Annotated in this window: 20 protein-coding genes; 6 read left to right on the forward strand and 14 right to left on the reverse strand. The window is 65.2% G+C overall.

Going from position 1 to position 17,428, the window contains the following annotated elements; genetic code table 11:
• From V9L20_RS16940 to V9L20_RS16960, 5 genes are all read left to right on the forward strand, one after another.
• On the forward strand, positions 1–228 hold a 228-nt coding region (locus V9L20_RS16940), incomplete at its 5' end, for a hypothetical protein (protein ID WP_337297494.1).
• Positions 229–248: 20 nt separating this feature from the next.
• A complete protein-coding gene (gene nirD / locus V9L20_RS16945; protein WP_337297495.1) occupies positions 249–668 on the forward strand; it encodes a nitrite reductase small subunit NirD in 420 nt (139 codons plus the stop codon).
• Positions 669–732: 64 nt separating this feature from the next.
• Positions 733–1,512 carry a uroporphyrinogen-III C-methyltransferase gene (gene cobA / locus V9L20_RS16950; protein WP_337297606.1) on the forward strand — a complete coding sequence of 260 codons (780 nt, stop codon included), beginning with the start codon at positions 733–735 and terminating at the stop codon, positions 1,510–1,512.
• Positions 1,513–1,584: 72 nt separating this feature from the next.
• Positions 1,585–2,397 carry a formate/nitrite transporter family protein gene (locus V9L20_RS16955; protein ID WP_258506356.1) on the forward strand — a complete coding sequence of 271 codons (813 nt, stop codon included), beginning with the start codon at positions 1,585–1,587 and terminating at the stop codon, positions 2,395–2,397.
• Between the two features lie 30 nt (positions 2,398–2,427).
• Positions 2,428–4,161, forward strand: a complete 1,734-nt coding sequence (locus tag V9L20_RS16960) for a bifunctional protein-serine/threonine kinase/phosphatase (RefSeq protein ID WP_337297496.1) — start codon at positions 2,428–2,430, stop codon at positions 4,159–4,161.
• Here the strand turns inward: V9L20_RS16960 and V9L20_RS16965 are convergent.
• The 4 genes from V9L20_RS16965 to V9L20_RS16980 all read right to left on the reverse strand — a co-directional run bounded on the left by V9L20_RS16965 (position 4,145) and on the right by V9L20_RS16980 (position 8,093).
• The gene (locus tag V9L20_RS16965; protein ID WP_337297497.1) at positions 4,145–5,290 is read right to left on the reverse strand and encodes a PAS domain-containing sensor histidine kinase; all 1,146 of its coding nucleotides are present in this window, start codon (positions 5,288–5,290) and stop codon (positions 4,145–4,147) included. The two genes, V9L20_RS16960 and V9L20_RS16965, sit on opposite strands and share 17 nt — an antisense overlap.
• Positions 5,291–5,298: 8 nt before the next feature.
• On the reverse strand, positions 5,299–6,108 hold the full coding sequence (locus V9L20_RS16970) for an alpha/beta fold hydrolase (RefSeq protein ID WP_337297498.1): 810 nt from the start codon (positions 6,106–6,108) through the stop codon (positions 5,299–5,301).
• A 407-nt stretch (positions 6,109–6,515) separates the two neighbouring features.
• Positions 6,516–7,199: a hypothetical protein gene (locus tag V9L20_RS16975; RefSeq protein WP_337297499.1), complete on the reverse strand. Its 684-nt coding sequence runs from the start codon at positions 7,197–7,199 to the stop codon at positions 6,516–6,518.
• Positions 7,200–7,271: 72 nt separating this feature from the next.
• Positions 7,272–8,093 (reverse strand): AraC family transcriptional regulator, encoded by an 822-nt coding sequence (locus V9L20_RS16980; protein ID WP_337297500.1) that lies wholly within the window; start codon positions 8,091–8,093, stop codon positions 7,272–7,274.
• A gap of 116 nt (positions 8,094–8,209) precedes the next feature.
• Between V9L20_RS16980 and V9L20_RS16985 the strand changes: the two genes are divergently transcribed.
• Complete coding sequence (locus tag V9L20_RS16985; protein ID WP_337297501.1) at positions 8,210–9,154, forward strand: alpha/beta fold hydrolase; 945 nt, start codon at positions 8,210–8,212, stop codon at positions 9,152–9,154.
• Positions 9,155–9,275: 121 nt separating this feature from the next.
• Here V9L20_RS16985 and V9L20_RS16990 read toward each other — a convergent pair whose 3' ends face one another.
• From V9L20_RS16990 to V9L20_RS17035, 10 genes are all read right to left on the reverse strand, one after another.
• Entirely contained in the window at positions 9,276–9,761 is a 486-nt protein-coding gene (locus V9L20_RS16990; protein WP_337297502.1) for a DoxX family protein, read from the reverse strand.
• Positions 9,758–10,546, reverse strand: coding sequence for a DNA-binding domain-containing protein (locus V9L20_RS16995; RefSeq protein WP_337297503.1), 789 nt, complete (start codon positions 10,544–10,546; stop codon positions 9,758–9,760). Before V9L20_RS16995 ends, V9L20_RS16990 begins: the two co-directional genes overlap by 4 nt.
• Entirely contained in the window at positions 10,543–11,388 is an 846-nt protein-coding gene (bufB, locus tag V9L20_RS17000) for an MNIO family bufferin maturase (protein WP_337297504.1), read from the reverse strand. The genes V9L20_RS16995 and bufB overlap by 4 nt, the downstream gene beginning before the upstream one ends.
• Before the next feature lie 15 nt (positions 11,389–11,403).
• A complete protein-coding gene (locus V9L20_RS17005) occupies positions 11,404–11,691 on the reverse strand; it encodes a BufA1 family periplasmic bufferin-type metallophore (protein ID WP_258506368.1) in 288 nt (95 codons plus the stop codon).
• Positions 11,692–11,820: 129 nt separating this feature from the next.
• Positions 11,821–12,603, reverse strand: a complete 783-nt coding sequence (locus tag V9L20_RS17010) for an SDR family oxidoreductase (RefSeq protein ID WP_337297505.1) — start codon at positions 12,601–12,603, stop codon at positions 11,821–11,823.
• The gene (locus V9L20_RS17015; RefSeq protein ID WP_337297607.1) at positions 12,600–13,208 is read right to left on the reverse strand and encodes a cysteine hydrolase family protein; all 609 of its coding nucleotides are present in this window, start codon (positions 13,206–13,208) and stop codon (positions 12,600–12,602) included. Before V9L20_RS17015 ends, V9L20_RS17010 begins: the two co-directional genes overlap by 4 nt.
• A gap of 20 nt (positions 13,209–13,228) precedes the next feature.
• Positions 13,229–13,714, reverse strand: coding sequence for an aromatic-ring-hydroxylating dioxygenase subunit beta (locus V9L20_RS17020; RefSeq protein ID WP_337297506.1), 486 nt, complete (start codon positions 13,712–13,714; stop codon positions 13,229–13,231).
• Positions 13,711–15,015 (reverse strand): aromatic ring-hydroxylating dioxygenase subunit alpha, encoded by a 1,305-nt coding sequence (locus tag V9L20_RS17025; RefSeq protein WP_337297507.1) that lies wholly within the window; start codon positions 15,013–15,015, stop codon positions 13,711–13,713. Before V9L20_RS17025 ends, V9L20_RS17020 begins: the two co-directional genes overlap by 4 nt.
• A gap of 27 nt (positions 15,016–15,042) precedes the next feature.
• Positions 15,043–16,008, reverse strand: a complete 966-nt coding sequence (locus tag V9L20_RS17030) for a PDR/VanB family oxidoreductase (protein ID WP_337297608.1) — start codon at positions 16,006–16,008, stop codon at positions 15,043–15,045.
• Positions 16,008–17,267: a dienelactone hydrolase family protein gene (locus V9L20_RS17035; protein WP_337297508.1), complete on the reverse strand. Its 1,260-nt coding sequence runs from the start codon at positions 17,265–17,267 to the stop codon at positions 16,008–16,010. The genes V9L20_RS17030 and V9L20_RS17035 overlap by 1 nt, the downstream gene beginning before the upstream one ends.
• Positions 17,268–17,428 lie beyond the last annotated feature (161 nt).

The raw sequence follows: 17,428 nt of genomic DNA on the forward strand, positions 1-17,428 counted from the left end.
GAAGGCTGGTACCTGGAGCGCACGGTGCACTACATCGGGCGGGTGGGGCTGGACTATGTGAAGAAGAAGATCCTGGAAGACGAAGCCAACCGCAAGGCGCTGTGGGAGCGGCTGCAGTTCGCGCTGGACGGGGAGCCGGATCCGTGGTTCGAGTCGAGCCAGGCTTCTGTGGATGTGCGGCAGTTCACGCCCGTGGCCGTGGTGGACGAGGCGCCCCAGGCCGCCTGAACGAGAAGGAAAAACAACCCATGAGCAACAACAGCAACACCAACGAGTGGAAAGTGATCTGCCGCGTCGAGGACATCCCGGTGCTGGGCGCCCGCCGCGTGGCGCGCCCGGTGGGCGTGGACGTCGCCGTGTTCCGCAATGCCGAGAACCAAGTCTTCGCGCTGCTGGACCGCTGCCCGCACAAGGGCGGCCCTCTCTCCCAGGGCATCGTGTTCGGCACCAGCGTGGCCTGCCCGCTACACAACTGGGCCATTGGCCTCGACGACGGATGTGCCAGGTCGCCCGATGAAGGATGCACGCCGAAGTTTGCCGTGAAGGTCGCCGAGGGCGTGGTGCACCTGGATTCGAACGAGCTCGCCACGCATGCGGTGGAGCTCGAGCGCCCGGTCGCGGGACCGGCCAACCGCGCCTGCCTTCAAACCGAAGACTCGGCTGCCTGACACAACCAACATCATGAGCCTCACTCTCACGTCTTCGTCGCGCAGCGACGACCGCAAACCAGGCATGCCGCCCGTGCACGGCCGCTGCACGCTTGTCGGCGCCGGCCCGGGCGACCCCGAACTGCTCACAATCAAGGCGCTCAAGGCCATCCAGTCGGCCACCGTGCTGCTCGTCGACGACCTGGTGAGCGACGAGATCGTCGCCATGGCGCAACCCGGTGCGCGCGTGATCCACGTCGGCAAGCGCGGTGGCTGCAAGAGCACGCCGCAGAGCTTCATCGAGCGACTGATGATCATGGCCGTGCGCGAAGGCGAGCACGTGGTGCGGCTCAAGGGCGGCGACCCGTTCATCTTCGGCCGCGGCGGCGAAGAGGTCGAGCACCTTGCGCAGGCCGGCATCCACGTCGAGGTGGTGAACGGCATCACCTCGGGCCTTGCCGGGCTGACCTCGCTCGGCGTGCCTCTGACGCACCGCGACCATGCACAGGGCGTCGTCTTCGTCACGGGCCATGCAAAGCCCGGTTCACCGGGCACCGACTGGCAAGCGCTGGCCGCCACCGCGCATGCCGCTCGGCTGACGCTGGTCATCTACATGGGCGTCTCGGGTGCGGGCCGCATTCAGAACGAACTGCTGAGCGGCCTGCCGGCTTCGACGCCCATCGTGGTTGTGCAGAGCGCCAGCCTGCCGACCCAGCGGCATGCAGTGGGAACACTCGCAACGCTGGAGCAGACCATTGCCGACAACGACCTGTGCAGCCCTTCGATCATCGTGGTCGGCGATGTCCTTCAGGGACTGGCCGCCGCGGCGTCTTCCGCGCATCTTGCGCTGGAGAAGGCGGCCTGAGACTCCGGCCTCCCCTCGCCTCTCCTTTCCATTTTTCTTTCGGCTTTTTTCTCTTCAAACCAAAGCAACGCCATGGCCTATTTGCAGCCTTCCGAATTCGTCACCAAGATGGTGGACGCCGGTGAATCCAAGATCTTCATGTCCACGCGGGACACGCTCATCCGCTCTTTCATGGCGGGTGCAATCCTGGCGCTGGCGGCTGTGTTCGCGGTCACCATCAACGTGCAGACCGGCTACTCGATCATCGGGGCCATCCTGTTCCCGGTCGGTTTCTGCATTCTTTACCTGCTCGGCTTCGACCTGCTGACCGGCGTGTTCGTGCTGACACCGCTCGCGCTCATCGACAAGCGCCCCGGCGTCACCATCGGCGGTGTGCTGCGCAATTGGGGGCTGGTGTTCGTCGGCAACTTTCTCGGCGCGTTCACCGTGGCCGTGCTGATGGCCATCGTCTTCACCTTCGGCTTCACCAGCCCGCCCGACAAGGTCGGCCAGGTGATCGCCACCATCGGCGAGGCGCGCACGGTGGGCTACTCGGACCACGGCGCCGCCGGCATGCTCACGCTCTTCGTGCGCGGCATGCTGTGCAACTGGATGGTGTCGACCGGCGTGGTCGGCGCAATGATCTCGACCTCGGTTACGGGCAAGGTGCTTGCCATGTGGATGCCGATCATGGTGTTCTTCTTCATGGTGTTCGAGCACTCGGTGGTCAACATGTTCCTGTTCCCGTCGGCACTGCTCATGGGCGGCAACTTCTCGATCATGGACTACATCATCTGGAACGAGATTCCCACCGTGCTGGGCAACCTCATCGGCGGCCTGTCGTTCACCGGCCTCACGCTGTACGCCACGCACGTGAAAACAGGCCCCAAGCGCGTGGTCCGCTAAGCACGGCCCAGCCGCTCGCCGCCGGTGACGATGCGCTCCGCACTCGCGGTCTCGATCGGCCAGCACTCCGACAAGGGGCGCAAGGAAACCAACCAGGATTTCCACGGCGCCGCCCTGCCGGAGGGGCAAGTCCGCAGTGCCAAGGGCGTGGCACTTGCCATTGCCGACGGCATCAGCAGCAGCGACGTGAGCCACGTGGCCAGCGAGTCGGCGGTCAGGAGCTTTCTGACCGACTACTACTGCACGTCGGACGCCTGGAGCGTAAGCCGCTCGGCACAGCGCGTGCTCACGGCCGCCAACGCCTGGCTGCATGCGCAAACGCAGAACGGCGGCGGCCGCTTCGACAAGGACCGCGGCTACGTCTGCACCTTCAGCGCGCTGGTCGTCAGGTCGACCACCGCGCACGTCTTTCATGTGGGCGACACGCGCGTCTACCGCTGGCACGCAGAGGCGCTCGAGCAATTGACCGAAGACCACCGAGTTTCGGTGGGCGGCGGCCAGAGCTACCTTGGCCGCGCGCTCGGCGTGGGGCCGCATGTGGAGATCGACTACCGGGCCGTTCCCGTCGAGCAAGGCGATGTCTTCCTGCTGACTTCAGACGGCGTTCACGAGCACATCGACGCCGCCGCCATCAAGTCCGCGCTGGATGCGAACCCCAACGACCTGGATGCCGCGGCCCGCAGCATTGCCGAGGAAGCCTACCGCCGGGGTAGCCCCGACAACATGACGGTGCAGATCGCCAGGATCGACGCGCTGCCCGATGGCGACATCAACGAACTGCACGCACAACGCGCCGCGCTGCAGCTGCCGCCGGTGCTGGAGGCGCGCATGCGCTTCGACGGCTACACGATCGTGCGCGACCTGCACCACAGCCATCGCAGCCACATCTACCTGGCAACCGACGACGACATGGGCCAGCGCGTGGTGCTCAAGACCCCTTCGGTCGACCTGCAGAACGACGAAGCCCACTTGGACCGCTTTCTGCTCGAAGAGTGGGTGGCGCGGCGCATCGACAGCGCGCACGTGCTCAAGCCGCACGCCAGCCATCGCAAGCGCAACTACCTCTACGTTGCAATGGAGTTCGTCGAGGGGCAGACGCTGGCGCAGTGGATGGTCGACAACCCGCGGCCCAGCCTCGAATCGGTGCGCGGCATCGTCGAGCAGCTTGCGAAAGGCCTGCAGGCCTTTCACCGCCTGGAGATGCTGCACCAGGACTTGCGGCCCGAGAACATCATGATCGACCGCACGGGCACTGTGCGCATCATCGACTTCGGCTCCACCTGGGTGGCCGGCCTGGACGACAGCACGCTGGCCGCGCCCGACCAGATACTGGGCACGGTGCAGTACACCGCGCCCGAGTACTTTCTGGGCGAAGGCGGATCGGCAAAATCGGACCTGTTCTCGCTGGCCGTCATCGTCTACCAGATGCTGACCGGACGGCTGCCCTATGGCGCCGAGGCGGCCCGCATCAGGACGCGGTCCGACCAGCGCAATCTGCAGTACAGGTCCGCGCTGGACGCGCAGCGGGCCATTCCGGCCTGGGTAGACGAAGTGCTGCGAAAGGCGCTCGCCCCCAACCCGCTCAAGCGCTACGAAGTGCTTTCAGAGTTTGTGCAAGACCTGCGGCAGCCCCACCCGGATTTCTTGAACAGCCGCGGCACGCCGCTGGTCGAAAAGAACCCGGTGATCTTCTGGAAATGCACGGCCCTTCTGCTTGGCATCGCGGTGATCGTGCTGCTCGGCTTGCTCAGCCAGCGGGGCTGAGCGTCGGTTTTCCAAAGGCGGGCAAGGTGGCGATGAAGGTTGTCCCTTCTGCGTTGCTCGACTCCACCGTCACCTCACCGCCATGCGCCTTGGCAATCCCCATGATGATGAACAGCCCGAGGCCCACGCTTCTGCCGGTGCCGACGGCCGATCCGCGGACCATCGGCTGGAACAAGGCCGAAATGAGCTCGCTTGGAATGGCGGCGCCCCAGTTGTGGACCGAGACTTCGACGCGCTCAGGATTCACTGAGGTCTTGACGGTGACTTCCCTGTCCGGGTCACCATAGCTCACGGCGTTTGCCACCAGATTGCCGACGAGTTGCGCCATCCGATCCGGGTCGACACGACATGCCCCGCGCCCTTCGGTTTCATGGCGCAACGTCCGGTCGGGAAAAGACAGGGCGAGTTCGGCCACGCTCTGGGCGACCACCTCGTGCAGGTCGACCGGTTGAGGGTTGATCGCAATGCCCTTCCCCACGCGCGCGACCGTGAAGTCCAGCAGGTCCGACACCAGGCGATTCGCGCGGTCCACCGACTGCGCCATTCGCGACAGCACCCGTGCCTGGTTGTCGGTGGGTGCATGCTTGAAGAGAACCTGGATGCCGGTGTGAACGGCCGACAGCGGATTGCGCAGATCGTGGCTCACGATGCCGATCATCTGCTCCGCGAAAAGCGCCCGGTCTTTCGTCTCGGCCTGAAGGCGCTCCACTTCAGCAATATGCGTCTCGAGCTTTTTCCGAGACAGAAGCAGTTCCTGTTCGTACTTGTCGCGGTCTCGTGCCACGAACAGGGCCACTTCCTGGGTGTGGTTAGGCCCGTGCCCGTGGCGGACGACATTCAGAACCATGGGCAGGGTGCTTCCATTCTTGTGCCGGATGTCGAGCTTCAACTCCGAGATGGAGCCTTGCATTTCCAGCAACGGCGCCCAATGGGTCTGGTGAAAGATGCGGGCGCCCATGGTCAACAGATCCTGCAGCCGCTTCTTGCCCACCAGATCTGCCTTGTCATAGCCAAGCCAGACGCAGAACGGCTTGTTGACGCGCAGGAAGACGCCCTTTGCGTCCGTCTCGATCAGCCCGCAGGGAGCACCGTCGAGCAGCGCCTCATCGGCAGGCCCAAGCGCTGTCATGAGCGGGCCTAGTAACCGCGCTGCGAGAGAAACGATGCGATCGCGTCGTTGCTGGCGCTCGGCTGGCTCAAGTGCGGACAATGTCCGACGTTGTCGATGATCGTCAGCACGCTGTCGGGCATGACCTTGTGCATGTATTCGCCGACCGCCACGGGAGCGATCAGGTCGTCGTCGCACTGGAGGATCAGCGAAGGCGTTCGCAGTTCGGCAATCGCGTCCCGGTGGTCCGACAGGAAGGTGACGCGCGCGAAATGCTTCGCGATTTCCGGGTCGGTGCGGCAGAAACTGTTGGTCAACTCGACGCCGAGAGCGGGTTGCTCCGGCGCGCCCATGATGGCCGGCGCCATTGTGCTGGACCATCCGAGATAGTTGCTCTCTAGGGTGTGCAGCAACGAGTCGATGTCGGCGCGTTCGAATCCCCCGACATAGTCGCCATCATTGATGTAGCACGGCGATGGGCCGACCATCACGTGCGCCGCAATGAGGCCCGGGCTGGCAAGGTCAGCCAGCACGCCGATCATCGCGCTCACCGAATGCCCCACGAAGATGGCAGGGCCTTCGCCATAGGCCTTCACGATTTCGATCACATCGGCGGCATGGCCGTCCAGCGACGCGTACTTGTCGGGATCGAATGCCTTGAGATCGGAGCCGCCGCTGCCGACGAGGTCGAAAAGCACTGTGCGGTACCTCTTGCGGTACTCGGGTTCCAGGAGGCGCCACATGTTCTGGTCGCAGCCGAATCCATGCGCGAAAAACAGCGTGGCGGGGCCGCTGCCGGCCACGTGGACGTTATTGCGATGCTGCAACTGGGCGGTCATGTGTTGTCCTTTGGAGCTCGGTAGTTTTGCAAGCCGAGCGAAGTATGCCCGCCCAAATCGGCTGGCAAGCCTCGTCTGGCAAGCATCCTACGTAATCCGTCTGCTCAGCCGTACGAGCTTCCCATCGCGGGCGGTTAGCTTTGTCCGCAGGCGCTAGTGGACCGCTGATCTTTTCTTTAAACCCAATATGTTCAGAACGATCCTGGGAGTTGCGGCAAGCCCTCTGGTGGCAATCGCCCTGTTTGGCGCTGGCATCCTCACTGCGACGCTGCACTTGCTTGCCTTGCCTGCGCTGTATCTGTGGGAGCGCTATCTGGAGCAAAGGCCCCTCGCGGGCAAACGAGATCGCGACAAAGACCGGATTGACTCCGGAAGTCGAACCGGGAGATGAGTTCGCTCTGCCGAAGTCAGTTCGTCGCGAAGCAGTACATCAGACCAGCGCTGCCGCTCATCTTGAGTTGGTCGACGCTGCAGCCGCGCGTACCGTGCGACGAGTTCCACGAAGCATTGGCTACCGGGTCGGGATTGGTGCCCTTGCGGTCGTGGTGACCCACGATGGCGGAGCCGCCGTCGCTCCTGGTCCAGTTGCCGCAGGTGGCGTCCTTGCCGGGGTCGGCCACGGCCAGTGTGCCGTCAGGGCGCGAGCCGGTGAGGATGTCGTGGCGGTTGACTGGATCGCCGAAGCCGGAGACAACCTCGCCCTTCTCGGTCAGCGAGGTGTCCTTGCCGACCTTGGCGTTGGCGCTGTGCAGGTCGGCCACGCTGGTGGCGACGACCACACCCTTGGCATTGGTCCAGGGGCCAGTGCCGATGCGGTCGCGCGCATTGACAGCCGGCTGCCCGTTCGCGGCAGCGGTGCTCAAATAGGCGCGCCAAGTTTTGTTGCCCGCCCCCGCACTCGTGGCCAGCGACTGGCAGAAGCGGTCGGCTCCGGCCAAGCCTCCAAGGTCGCCGCCCTTGCCGGGGTTGACGCTGGTGATGAAGAAGCTCATGGATTTGCCACCCGATGACGGACCCATGACCCCGCAACCGATGATCAGCGCGGTGGCTGCAACGGCGGCGCCAGCGGAGAGAAGTAAGCGACTGGGCATCTGGAGACTCCTGGCAGTGTTGGAGCCGGGAGGCTACCGCACCGTCGTGTCAGCGGCAACCCGAGCGCGCCCTCATGCGGCCTGCTTCCACTCCCGCGGCGACAAGCCGCTTTGCGCCTTGAAAGCGCGAGACAACGCGGCTTCGCTTCCGTAGCCGACTTCTTGCGCAATGAGCTTGAGCGGACGCCCCTGACGCAAGGCCTGCTGCGCAAGACCGACGCGCCAGCGCTGCAGGTACACCCCCGGCGTGCACCCGACGGTGTCTCGGAACTGGATGGCAAACACGCTGCGCGACATGCCGGCCTCGGCGGCAAGTGCGTCGAGCGTCCATTCGAGTGCGGGTTTTTCGTGCATGGCCACCACGGCATTGCGCAACCGCGGGTGCGACAGCCCCGCGAGCAGGCCGGAGCGGGTTTGCCCCTTTTCCATCAGGTGCCTGAGCACCTGGATGAGCACCACGTCGAACAGGCGGTTCAGCAGCACCTGCTTGCCGCAGCGCTGCTCGAAGGCTTCTTCGAACAGCAGTTCCAGCACGCCCTCGGTGCCGTCGATTTCTTCCAGCGGCAGGCACACGAATGCGGGCAGCGCGGCCAGGATCGGGTTTGCGGCGCCGCCTTCGAACTGCAGGTGCGCGCAGGCAAAGTCCGCGCCGCGCGCCGCGTCGGTAATGAACCTGTGCGCCATGGGCCGCGGGTACATCAAAAGGCTTGGCCGCTCGATGCGCAGCACCTCCGCGCCGCCGTGACTGACGCCCACCTCCCCGCGGCGCACCAGGTGCAGTTGGCCGGTTGCGCCCTCCCCGTCCAGGTCGTTGATTCCGCACAGCGCGCCGGTATGGAACACCCGCGCGCTGACGGAAAAGTGCGTCAGCAGGGCTTCGAGCCGATCAGGCATGAAATACTCCAAGTCAAGTTATCAGGACTTTTTATCACCAATCGTTTCACCACACACGTAAAGTTCGTTCTGTCGATTCCGACCTGAAACCTCAACCCGAATCAAAGGAAAGAAACATGAACGCCGTTACCCGCATCTTCGCCATGGCCGCTCTCGCTGTCGCCGCCAATGCCGTGTTCGCCGCCGACAAGTCGCCCGTGCGCCAGCCGGCCGCCGCGGTTGCAAAAACCGCGAGCTACATCACCACCAAGGACGGCGTGCAGATCTACTACAAGGACTGGGGCCCGAGGAACGGCCAGGTCGTTACCTTCAGCCACGGCTGGCCGCTGAACTCGGACAGCTGGGAATCGCAGATGATTTTCCTCGCCTCGAAGGGCTACCGCGTGATTGCGCATGACCGCCGCGGCCATGGCCGCTCGAGCCAGCCCTGGGAAGGCAACGACATGGACCACTACGCCGACGACCTGGCCACCGTGATCAACACGCTCGGCTTGAAGGACGTGACGCTGGTCGGCTTTTCCACCGGCGGCGGCGAGGTGGCGCGCTACATCGGCCGCCATGGGACCAGCCGCGTCAAGAAGGCGGCGCTGGTGAGCGCGGTTCCCCCGCTCATGCTGAAGACCGAAAAGAACCCGGGCGGCCTCCCCATCGAAGTGTTCGACGGCATTCGCAAGGGCGAGCTGGAGAACCGCTCGCAGCTGTATCTCGACATTGCCTCGGGTCCGTTCTTCGGCTTCAACCGGCCGGGCGCCAAGGTGTCGCAGGGCTCCATCCAGTCGTTCTGGGCGCAGGGCATGCAAGCCGGCCACAAGAACACCTATGACTCGATTGCGGCCTTCTCGGCCACGGACTTCACCGAGGACCTGAAGCGCTTCGACGTGCCCACCTTGGTGGTGCATGGCGACGACGACCAGATCGTGCCGATCGATGCGTCGGGCCGCGCATCCGCCAAGCTGATCAAGAACGCCAAGCTGATCGTCTATGCAGGCGCACCGCACGGCCTTGCCGACACGCACAAGGACCGCCTCAACAACGACCTGCTGAACTTCATCAAGGAATAAGCAGGCTCGGCGGCAAGCCTTGCCGCCGAACCGACGGCCTCCTGGCGCATGGCGACATGCGCAAGGAGGCCGTGCCGCTTGGGCAACGGCCAAGGGGTGAGGGACGCAGGCGCAAGGGCGCTCAGCGAATGCCCAGCGCGTGGTCCAGCGAAAGGCGCCCGCCGCCGCGGCCCACCAGATACAGCATGAGCGCCGCCCATGAAAGATGCGTCGGCCATGCGTCGGGGTAGACAAAGATCTGGATCACCAGCGTCATGCCCAGCAGCGCCAGCGCCGAGAAGCGTGTGAAGAGGCCCAGCACCAGCAGCAAGGGAAACAGATGCTCCGCATAGGCCGCAAGGTGCGCCGCAATTTCGGGTGGAACGAACGGCAGCTTGTATTCGGTGCGGAACAGCTCGTAGGCGCTGTCGGTCAGCGTAAGAAAACCTTCGACCTTGGTGCGGCCCGAGTAGAAGAAGGTGGCCGCCACAGCCACGCGCGTGGCCAGCGCCAGCACATCGTGCGTCACCACGCGCGTGAGCGTTTCGGCCGCGGCGTTCCAGTGGGCGCGCAGGCCGCGATTGCTGCCGGTTGCGATTGGCTCTGACGCCTGGAGATTCGTGCTCATGGTGTTCCTTCGTTGGATGCGGGCGATGAAGATGGGGCGGTGAATGCGCCGGCGCTCAGCAGGCCAGCAAAGATGGCGGCAAGGTCTGCTTGCACATCGGCGGCCATTGCGCGCTCCGCGGCCTGCTGGAGAGTGGCTCCACTTGCGCAGGCATCGAGAAAGACGCAACCGGCCTGCGTGAGCCCTTGCCACGCTACGGCGTCGTACGGCCGTGTCAGCAAGGCACCCTCGCCTTTCCAGGCCAGTTCATCGGTGACTTCGCCCCGCGCGCGGTTGCGCTCCCAGATGCTGAACACCGGCTGGTCGTCGAACCACGCCCAGCGTGCCGCGGGATGAGGTCTGAGAGACAAGGCTGCCATCTGCTCCGGCGATTGGCGGGCTACCCATGCAGCATCGGCGGCGGGCGCGTCCTCTTCGATATGGGCCTCGCGCCAGAGCGTGTCGAGTTGCGCCACGCCTGGCAGGTAGACCAGTTCGGCGGCAGGCTCGAAGCTGTGCAGAAAATCGGCAAAGCCGCTGCCGTAATGCAGAAGGCGTCCGTCTCGCGGCGCTTCGGCATTCACGTAGAGCGCGGCGGCGGCGCGAAACCATTCGCTGCCCACCAGCCGCGCGACCGTTGGGAAGTTGGCCTCGAGTGCATCGATGCAGGCCTTTATCACGGTGTTGCGATACACGGCGAAGGCGGGTTGCGCTGCAAGCTCCCGCATCGCGGGGTTCAGCCCTTCGGTTGGCGAGAACAGCGCCTTTGCAAACGCCTGCTGGAACAGGCCATGCGGCGTGGTCATGCGGTGGCCTCCTGCGTTGTGGCGTGCTCGAGTTCGGCGGCGGCCTGGTCGCGCTCGGCCATCAACTCTTCGAAGGCGGGCACGTTGCCATCGCGTTCGATCAGCGTGGGCCGGGCACCGGCGCGTTCGACAAAGCGCCGATGCAGCTGCCAGACTTCCGGCGCGATGGGCGCATCGTGCGAATCGATCAGCAGCGTGTCGCCCAGGTTCGGATCGGCGGCATGGCCTGCAAGATGAACTTCGCTGACCAGCGCATGCGGAAAGCGGTCGATCCAGTCATTGGCTGAAAAACCCAGGTTGCGGGCCGACACGTACACGTTGTTGATGTCGAGCAGCAGCTTGCAGCCCGTGCGCTGCGCCAGCTCGTGAAGAAAGTCGATCTCGTCCCACTCGTGCCCATCGATGCGCAGGTAGTGGGACGGATTTTCGATGGCAATGGCGGTGCCCAGCGCGTCCTGGGTGCGCGCCACATTGGCCGCAATGCGGTGGAGCGCGGCGGTGCTGCGCGGAAACGGCAGCAGATCGGGAAAGTACTGGCCGTTCCATGTGGACCATGCCAAGTGCTCCGACACCAGCGCCGGCTGGATGCGCCGCGCCAGCGCCGCGAGCCGCTGAAGATGCGCGGCATCCGGTTCGGTATCACCCGCCAGCGAAAGCGAGACGCCATGCAGCGAGACCGCATGGCGGGAGCGAATCGCTTCCAGCCACCCGAGCCGCGGCCCCCCCGCCACCATGTAGTTCTCCGGGTGCACCTCGAACCACAGGCCCTCGGTTCGTGCGCCGAGCGCAGGCTCGTAGTGCTCCGGCTTGAGCCCAACGCCGGCCGTGAGGGCTTGTGGCATGGCGGCGCGCGCCGATCAGGACTTGATGGGAGCCAGCGAACCCATGCCCTTGGGCGTCTTGATCGTGGCGCAGGTGCCGGCCGGCACGTTCTTCCAGGCGTTGCCCTGGTAATCCACCTTCGAAGTGCCCGCGCAGGTGGTGCCGGGGCCGGCGGCGCAATCGTTCTTGCCTGCCATCGAAACGCCGTAGCACTTCTCCATCGCAGCCATTTTGTCGGCCATGGGTTTGTCTTGCGCAATGGCGGAACCGGCGGCAAGGGCGCCCAGTGCAAGGGCGGTAATGGCGAGAGGACGGTTGATCATGGATGAGCTCCGAAGATGGTTGAACATTTGCAACCGCGCCGGAATGCGCGGTTATTTTCTAGTTCGCCACTTCGGAAGCCGGGGTTACAGCGCTCCTCTCGATCGTCAAAAAAATTTTTGCGCAGAAACTCAGGCGTCGAACCAATCGCGGGCCGATCGCCCCTGGTCGGGCCCGAGCATCGAGAAGCCACCATCGACCGGGATGTCGGCACCGGTCACAAAGCGCGCGGCGTCCGAGCACAGAAACAGCACCACTTGCGCGACGTCGTCCGGGTCTCCCGCCCGGCCTAGCGGATGCAGGGGTGCCGCCATGCGGTCGGCATGCGCACGGTCGCCGCCTGCCATGCGGCTCAACGCATCGGACCAGGTCCAGCCGGGCGACACTGAGTTCACGCGCACGCCGCGTGGCGCCAGCGTGGCGGCCTGGTTGCGCGTGAGCTGCAGGATGGCGGCCTTGGCCGCCGGATAAAGCGCACGGTTTGCCGTGCCGAACTTGCCGCCCACGCTGCCCATGTTGACGATGGCGCCACGCTGCGCGGCCAGCGCATCCGCCGCCTTTTGCACCAGCACCGCGCCGGACACGAGGTTGACGTCCAAAGCGCGCAGCCACTCGCCGCGCGTGGCCGCCATGCCGTTGTCGCCATAGACCACTGCGTTGTTGATGAGAAAGTCGATGCGGCCTTCGGTGGCGAGCACATCGGCCAACAGTGCATCGAGCGCCGCATCGGATGCGATGTCGCAAGCCACGAAGCGGCAGCGATTACCGAGTTCGGCCTGCAGTGCCTCGCCGCGCACGGCATCGATATCGACAGCCAGCACCTGCGCACCGGCCTGCACAAAGGCACGAACGATGGCGCTGCCGAGCATCGCAGCGGCGCCGGTGACGATGGCAACCTTGCCTTGCTGACTCATGGCGTGCCTTTCGGTTCTTTCATGTTCTTGGGACCTTCATTGTTCTTCATGCGTGCAATCGCTTCATCGACAAGCATCACATCCGCGAGCATGGCCAGGGTTTCCAGGCTGGCCGCATGCAGGTGCGGCTGTGCGGTGCTGCATGCATCGGCCACCACCGCCACCTCATAACCCAGGTCGCTGGCGTGGCGCGCACCGTGCTCGACCACGTGGTTCGTCGCAATGCCCGCCACGTACAGCCGCGTGGCACCGGTGCTGCGCACCACCTCTTCGAGCCCGCTGGCCCAGAACGGATTGTTGCGCTTGTGGGTGACGACTGCCTCGCCGGGCAGCGGTGCCAGCTCGGCGTAGAACTCTGCGCCCCAATGCCCGTCCAGCACGGCGCCGGTTTCCGCGACGCGGCGGAACAGCATGCTGTTGCGCAGGCAGTCCGCATACCCGGGTGCGAAGGCGATGCGCACGAAGATGACCGGCACGCCGCTCGCGCGTGCGCCGGCAATCAGCCGCGCGGCAGAAGCGATCAGGCGTGGCCGCGCGGGGTCGTCGGCGGCCACGCCCACCCGCACCTTGCCGTCCACGTGCAGCACGTCGTTCTGGTAGTGCATGGCGAGCAATGCGGCATTGGTCACATGAACACCTGCAAGGCTTCGTGCGGCGCGTCGCAATTGACGAGCTCTACGCGTTTCATTTCGATGCGCCACTCGGCGCCTTCGCGGCGCAGCGTGTGCAGCACGCTGCCGCCGAACGCGCGCTGTTCGGTCTTGCGCCACTCGAGCAGGTGGAAGGTCGAGCGCACCACGCAGCCGGCTTCAGTGCGCGACTCGAGCGAGATGTTGCCCAGCACGTGCACGGTGCGAGTCGGCGGCTGCTGCGAATAGGCGCGGGCCTGCTCGAGCCGCCGCGCACGCATCGAGCGCAGCAAGGCGTCTTCGCAGAACAGCGAGGCATGGTTGAGGTAATCGGTCTGGCCGTGTACCAGCGGCACCCAGTACAGGCCATCGGGCGTGAACAGCCGCAGCCATTCGTCCCAGCGGTGCTCGTCGAGCAGGCGTGCTTCGTTAAACAGGAACTTCGTGATGTCCTGCTGCTCTTGCCAGTCGTTGAAGTTCATTCCGCGCCTCCGGTCCTCACGCCCATGTACGAAGCCCAGGCGGCGAACATGTTGCGCGGCGGCATTTCACTGTTGCCGTTGGAAGACCGGCCGCCCGGCAAGGGCTGGTCGCGGCCCATTCCGCGGTGCATGCTGACCCAGTCGCCGCCATCGGAAGCCAGGCCTTCCTGCACGCGGTTGTAGGCCTCCAAATCGTCGGGCATCACGTTCGACGACGGTGAATTGACGATGTTGGTGTACTTGAGCGTGCGCTGGAATGTGGCCTCCGGCGCGCCCTTCAGGCGAAAGCTGAAAATTTCCACCAGCGTGCGGTCGACCGAGAGCGGCCGTATCACCCGGATCTGCTGGAACGAGGTGTGCGGCGAGCAGCTTGGGTACACGATGGTGTTGTGCCGGTTCACGCGCAGGATCTGGTCGGCACGCGCCTCGCCCTGCTTTGCCTGAAGCGCCGCCACGTAGGCCAGGCTCACCGGGTCGGTGGGCGGCACGAAGATGCCTTCCATGAAGCCGTGGCCATGGTCGTAGCCCTTGAGTTCGAGCTTTTCCCAGAACTCCAGCGGCTCGCCGTTGCCATCGACGATCACCACCTCGAAGGGCTTGGGCGTGCCGGCCGGCATCGATTCGAATTCTTCCTTGGCCGCGCGCCAGGACGATTCATGCGTGGCCACCGCATGAATGGTGTCGTGCAGGTTCTCGAAGAAGATCTTCCAGTTGTTGCGCTGGATCACGCGCTGCACGCCGCCGGCCACCTCCACTTCGCCGTCCGGCGCGCGGTCGCAGAAGTTGTCGAGCGAGGTGGCCACGCCGCCCAGAAACTCGACGAGCTCAGGGCCCTCTTCGGCCAGGCTCGCGAACACGAAGCCGCGGTGGCTGGCCACGCGCGCCACCTTGCGCACCGAGTGCTGCTGCGCCTTCAGGTCGAGCGCGGTGTCTTCGTAGCCGCTTCGCAGCGGCACCGAGAGCAGGCTGCCGTCGCACTTGAAGGTCCAGCCGTGATAAAGGCAGCGCAAGAACTTGCCGGCGCTGCCGCTCCCGTCAGGCACGATCTTCGCGCCCTTGTGCGGGCAGCGGTTGTAGAGCACGTTCACCGCACCGTCGGTGTGGCGCACCATTGCCACGGGCTCGCGGCCGAGCCGTGTGGTGAAGTAGTCGCCGACATTGGGCACCTGGCTCTCATGGCCGACGTAGAGCCAGGCCTGGCCGAAGACGCGGTCCATCTCGAGTTCGAAGATGGCGGGGTCCGTGTAAACGCGCTTGTGCACGCGGTCAGGCTGCACGAGTGCCTGCAGGTCGATGGTCATGGGAATGGGTCTCCTGAAATATCGTGGTCAGATGTCGAGCACCAGGTGCGGCGTCTTCGCGCGGGACACGCAGATGCAGATGGTCCGGCCCTCGGCTTTTTCTCGGGCGCTCAGGTTGTGGTCGCGGTGGTCGGGAACGCCCTCTTCCACTGCCACGGCGCACACGCCGCAGTCGCCCTGCCGGCAGTCGTACAAAGGGTCCAGCCCGGCAGCGATCAGCACGTCGAGCAGGCTCTGGTGGGCGGACACGGTCAGCGTTTTGCCCGAGCGCAGCGTGCGCACTTCGAAAGGTTTGTCGCCCTCTTGCTCCAGCGCACCGGCAAACAGTTCGCAGTGCACGTGGTCGCCGGGCCAGCCGAGAGCGCGTGCCACGTCGACCGCGGCCTGCACCATGCCCTTGGGTCCGCACACATGAAGGTGGCGCCCGGGCTGCGGGGCGGAAAGCGCAGCGCGCAGATCGAGGCCGCGGGCCGGGTCGCCGCCGTCATGAACGACGGTGGCGCCCAGTGCGCGCGCTTCTTCCAGATAGGCGGTATGCCCCGCGCTTCGCGTGGCATAGAAAAAATCGAATGCGCGCCCTTCGGCTGCCAGCGCCCGCGCCATGCACAGCAGCGGCGTAATGCCGATGCCGCCGGCAATCAGGAGCGGCGGCACGCTGCCCGTACGCAGCGCAAAGTCGTTGCGCGGCGGCTGCGCCGTCAGCACGGCGCCGGGCGTCAACCCATGCATCCACGCAGAGCCGCCCGAGCCCTTCGGTTCATGCAGCACCGCAATTTCGTAGCTGCGGCTCTCCGCATGCGGCGCCACCAGCGAGTAGGCGCGCTGGCCGATACGTCCGTTGGGCTGGACGACTTGCACGCCCAGATGCGCGCCGGGCGTGTACGGCGGCAAGGCACCGCCATGCGCGCTGCGCAGCACGAAGGCCTTGATGGCAGGCGTGAGCGGCCTCACCGCTTCCACCACCAGTTCGAGCATCTCCGAATCGCCCGCCATCATCCCAGCGGCAGGGCGGGATCGGCGATGGTCAGGCTGGCCGACTTTTGCCAGCGCGGCATCAGCGTGTTCGACGGCAGGTGCTCGTCCACCAGCTTGTGCGCCGTCTCGACACCCGCCACCGGCAGGCCCTTTGCATCGAGCAGGCCGATTTGCACCAGCACGCTGGCCTGGTCCCAATAGATGTGCTCGTGATAGAGCTTGTCGCCCCGAAACTTGACGATGGCAACGAGCGGAATTTCCACCGGCTTGCCGGTAGGCGCGATGCCCGGCAGCATCCAGTCGATTTCCACCGTGTGGGTGAAGCAGAAAAGCATCTCGTCGACGATCTGCGTGGCGCCCACGGTGCGCGAAATGGGGGTGAGCCGCGTATCCGGCGGGGTGGTGGGAATGAAGTGATGCTTGTAGAAGCGCGAGAGCTCCCTGGCCCCTACCCCGCCGGTCATGGTGGGAATGTGGTTCACATAGGGCTCGCTCACCATCGTGCCCATGGTGGCGACCACGTCGCGTGTTGCGAACTCGTATTCGCAGTGCTTGTCCCAGAGCGCAGACAGGTCGTAGACGGGGCCGATGGCGTCCTTGAACAGCGCCATGGAGCGCTGGTGGGCCATGAGCGTGGAGGGCTTGTCGAAATGCTCGCCGCCGGTGCGTGCGAATGCGTGGTCGACGCCGGGGTACACATACATCTGCGCACCGGGCTTGCCTGCAAAGGCCTCGAGCACCTGGTTGCGCGCTTCAGCCGGGCAGAACTTGTCGAGCTCGGCAAAGTGCAGCGCAATGGGGCACTCGATTTTTGGCAGCACGTCCAGGTCTGCCTCGATGCCTACGCCGTAGTAGCCCACCGCCGCATCGACGCCTGAATGTGCGGCCGCAAGATAGGCGAGCTTTCCGCCCAGGCAAAAGCCCAGCGCGCCTACCTTGCCGGTGCATGCCGGGTGCGCGCGCAGCGCCTTCACGCTGGCCGTGATGTCCGAAACGCCGGCGGCCACATCGAATTTCTGGAAGAAGCCGAAAGCGCGCTGCCAGTCTTCGGGCGAATAGCCGAGCTCGACATTCGGCTCCATGCGCCAGAACAGGTCGGGCGCGAGCACCACGTAGCCCTCTTCGGCGTAAAGGTCGGCCACCTCGCGCACGTAGTCGTTGATGCCGAAGATCTCCTGGCACAGCACGATGCCGGGGCCTTGCCCCGAAGGCGGCAATGCCAGGTAGCCGCGGAAGGTCTGGCCGTCGGCGGCTGCGATGTCGATGTATTGGCTCATGGGGCGAGTCTCCGAAGTGGTGGGGTTCGGCGGACGATTCTGTGGAGCGGCCCGCGCGCTGTCTGTCCACTTCTTGCAGGCGCATGCCGCGCGAAAAGTGGATAGCCCGCCATTCGCGTGCCGTGGAGACTCGGCCCCCGCGCATACATACCTTTGTTGCA

The sequence above is a fragment of the Variovorax sp. CCNWLW225 genome (assembly GCF_037204045.1).
Taxonomy (GTDB): Bacteria; Pseudomonadota; Gammaproteobacteria; order Burkholderiales; family Burkholderiaceae_C; genus Variovorax.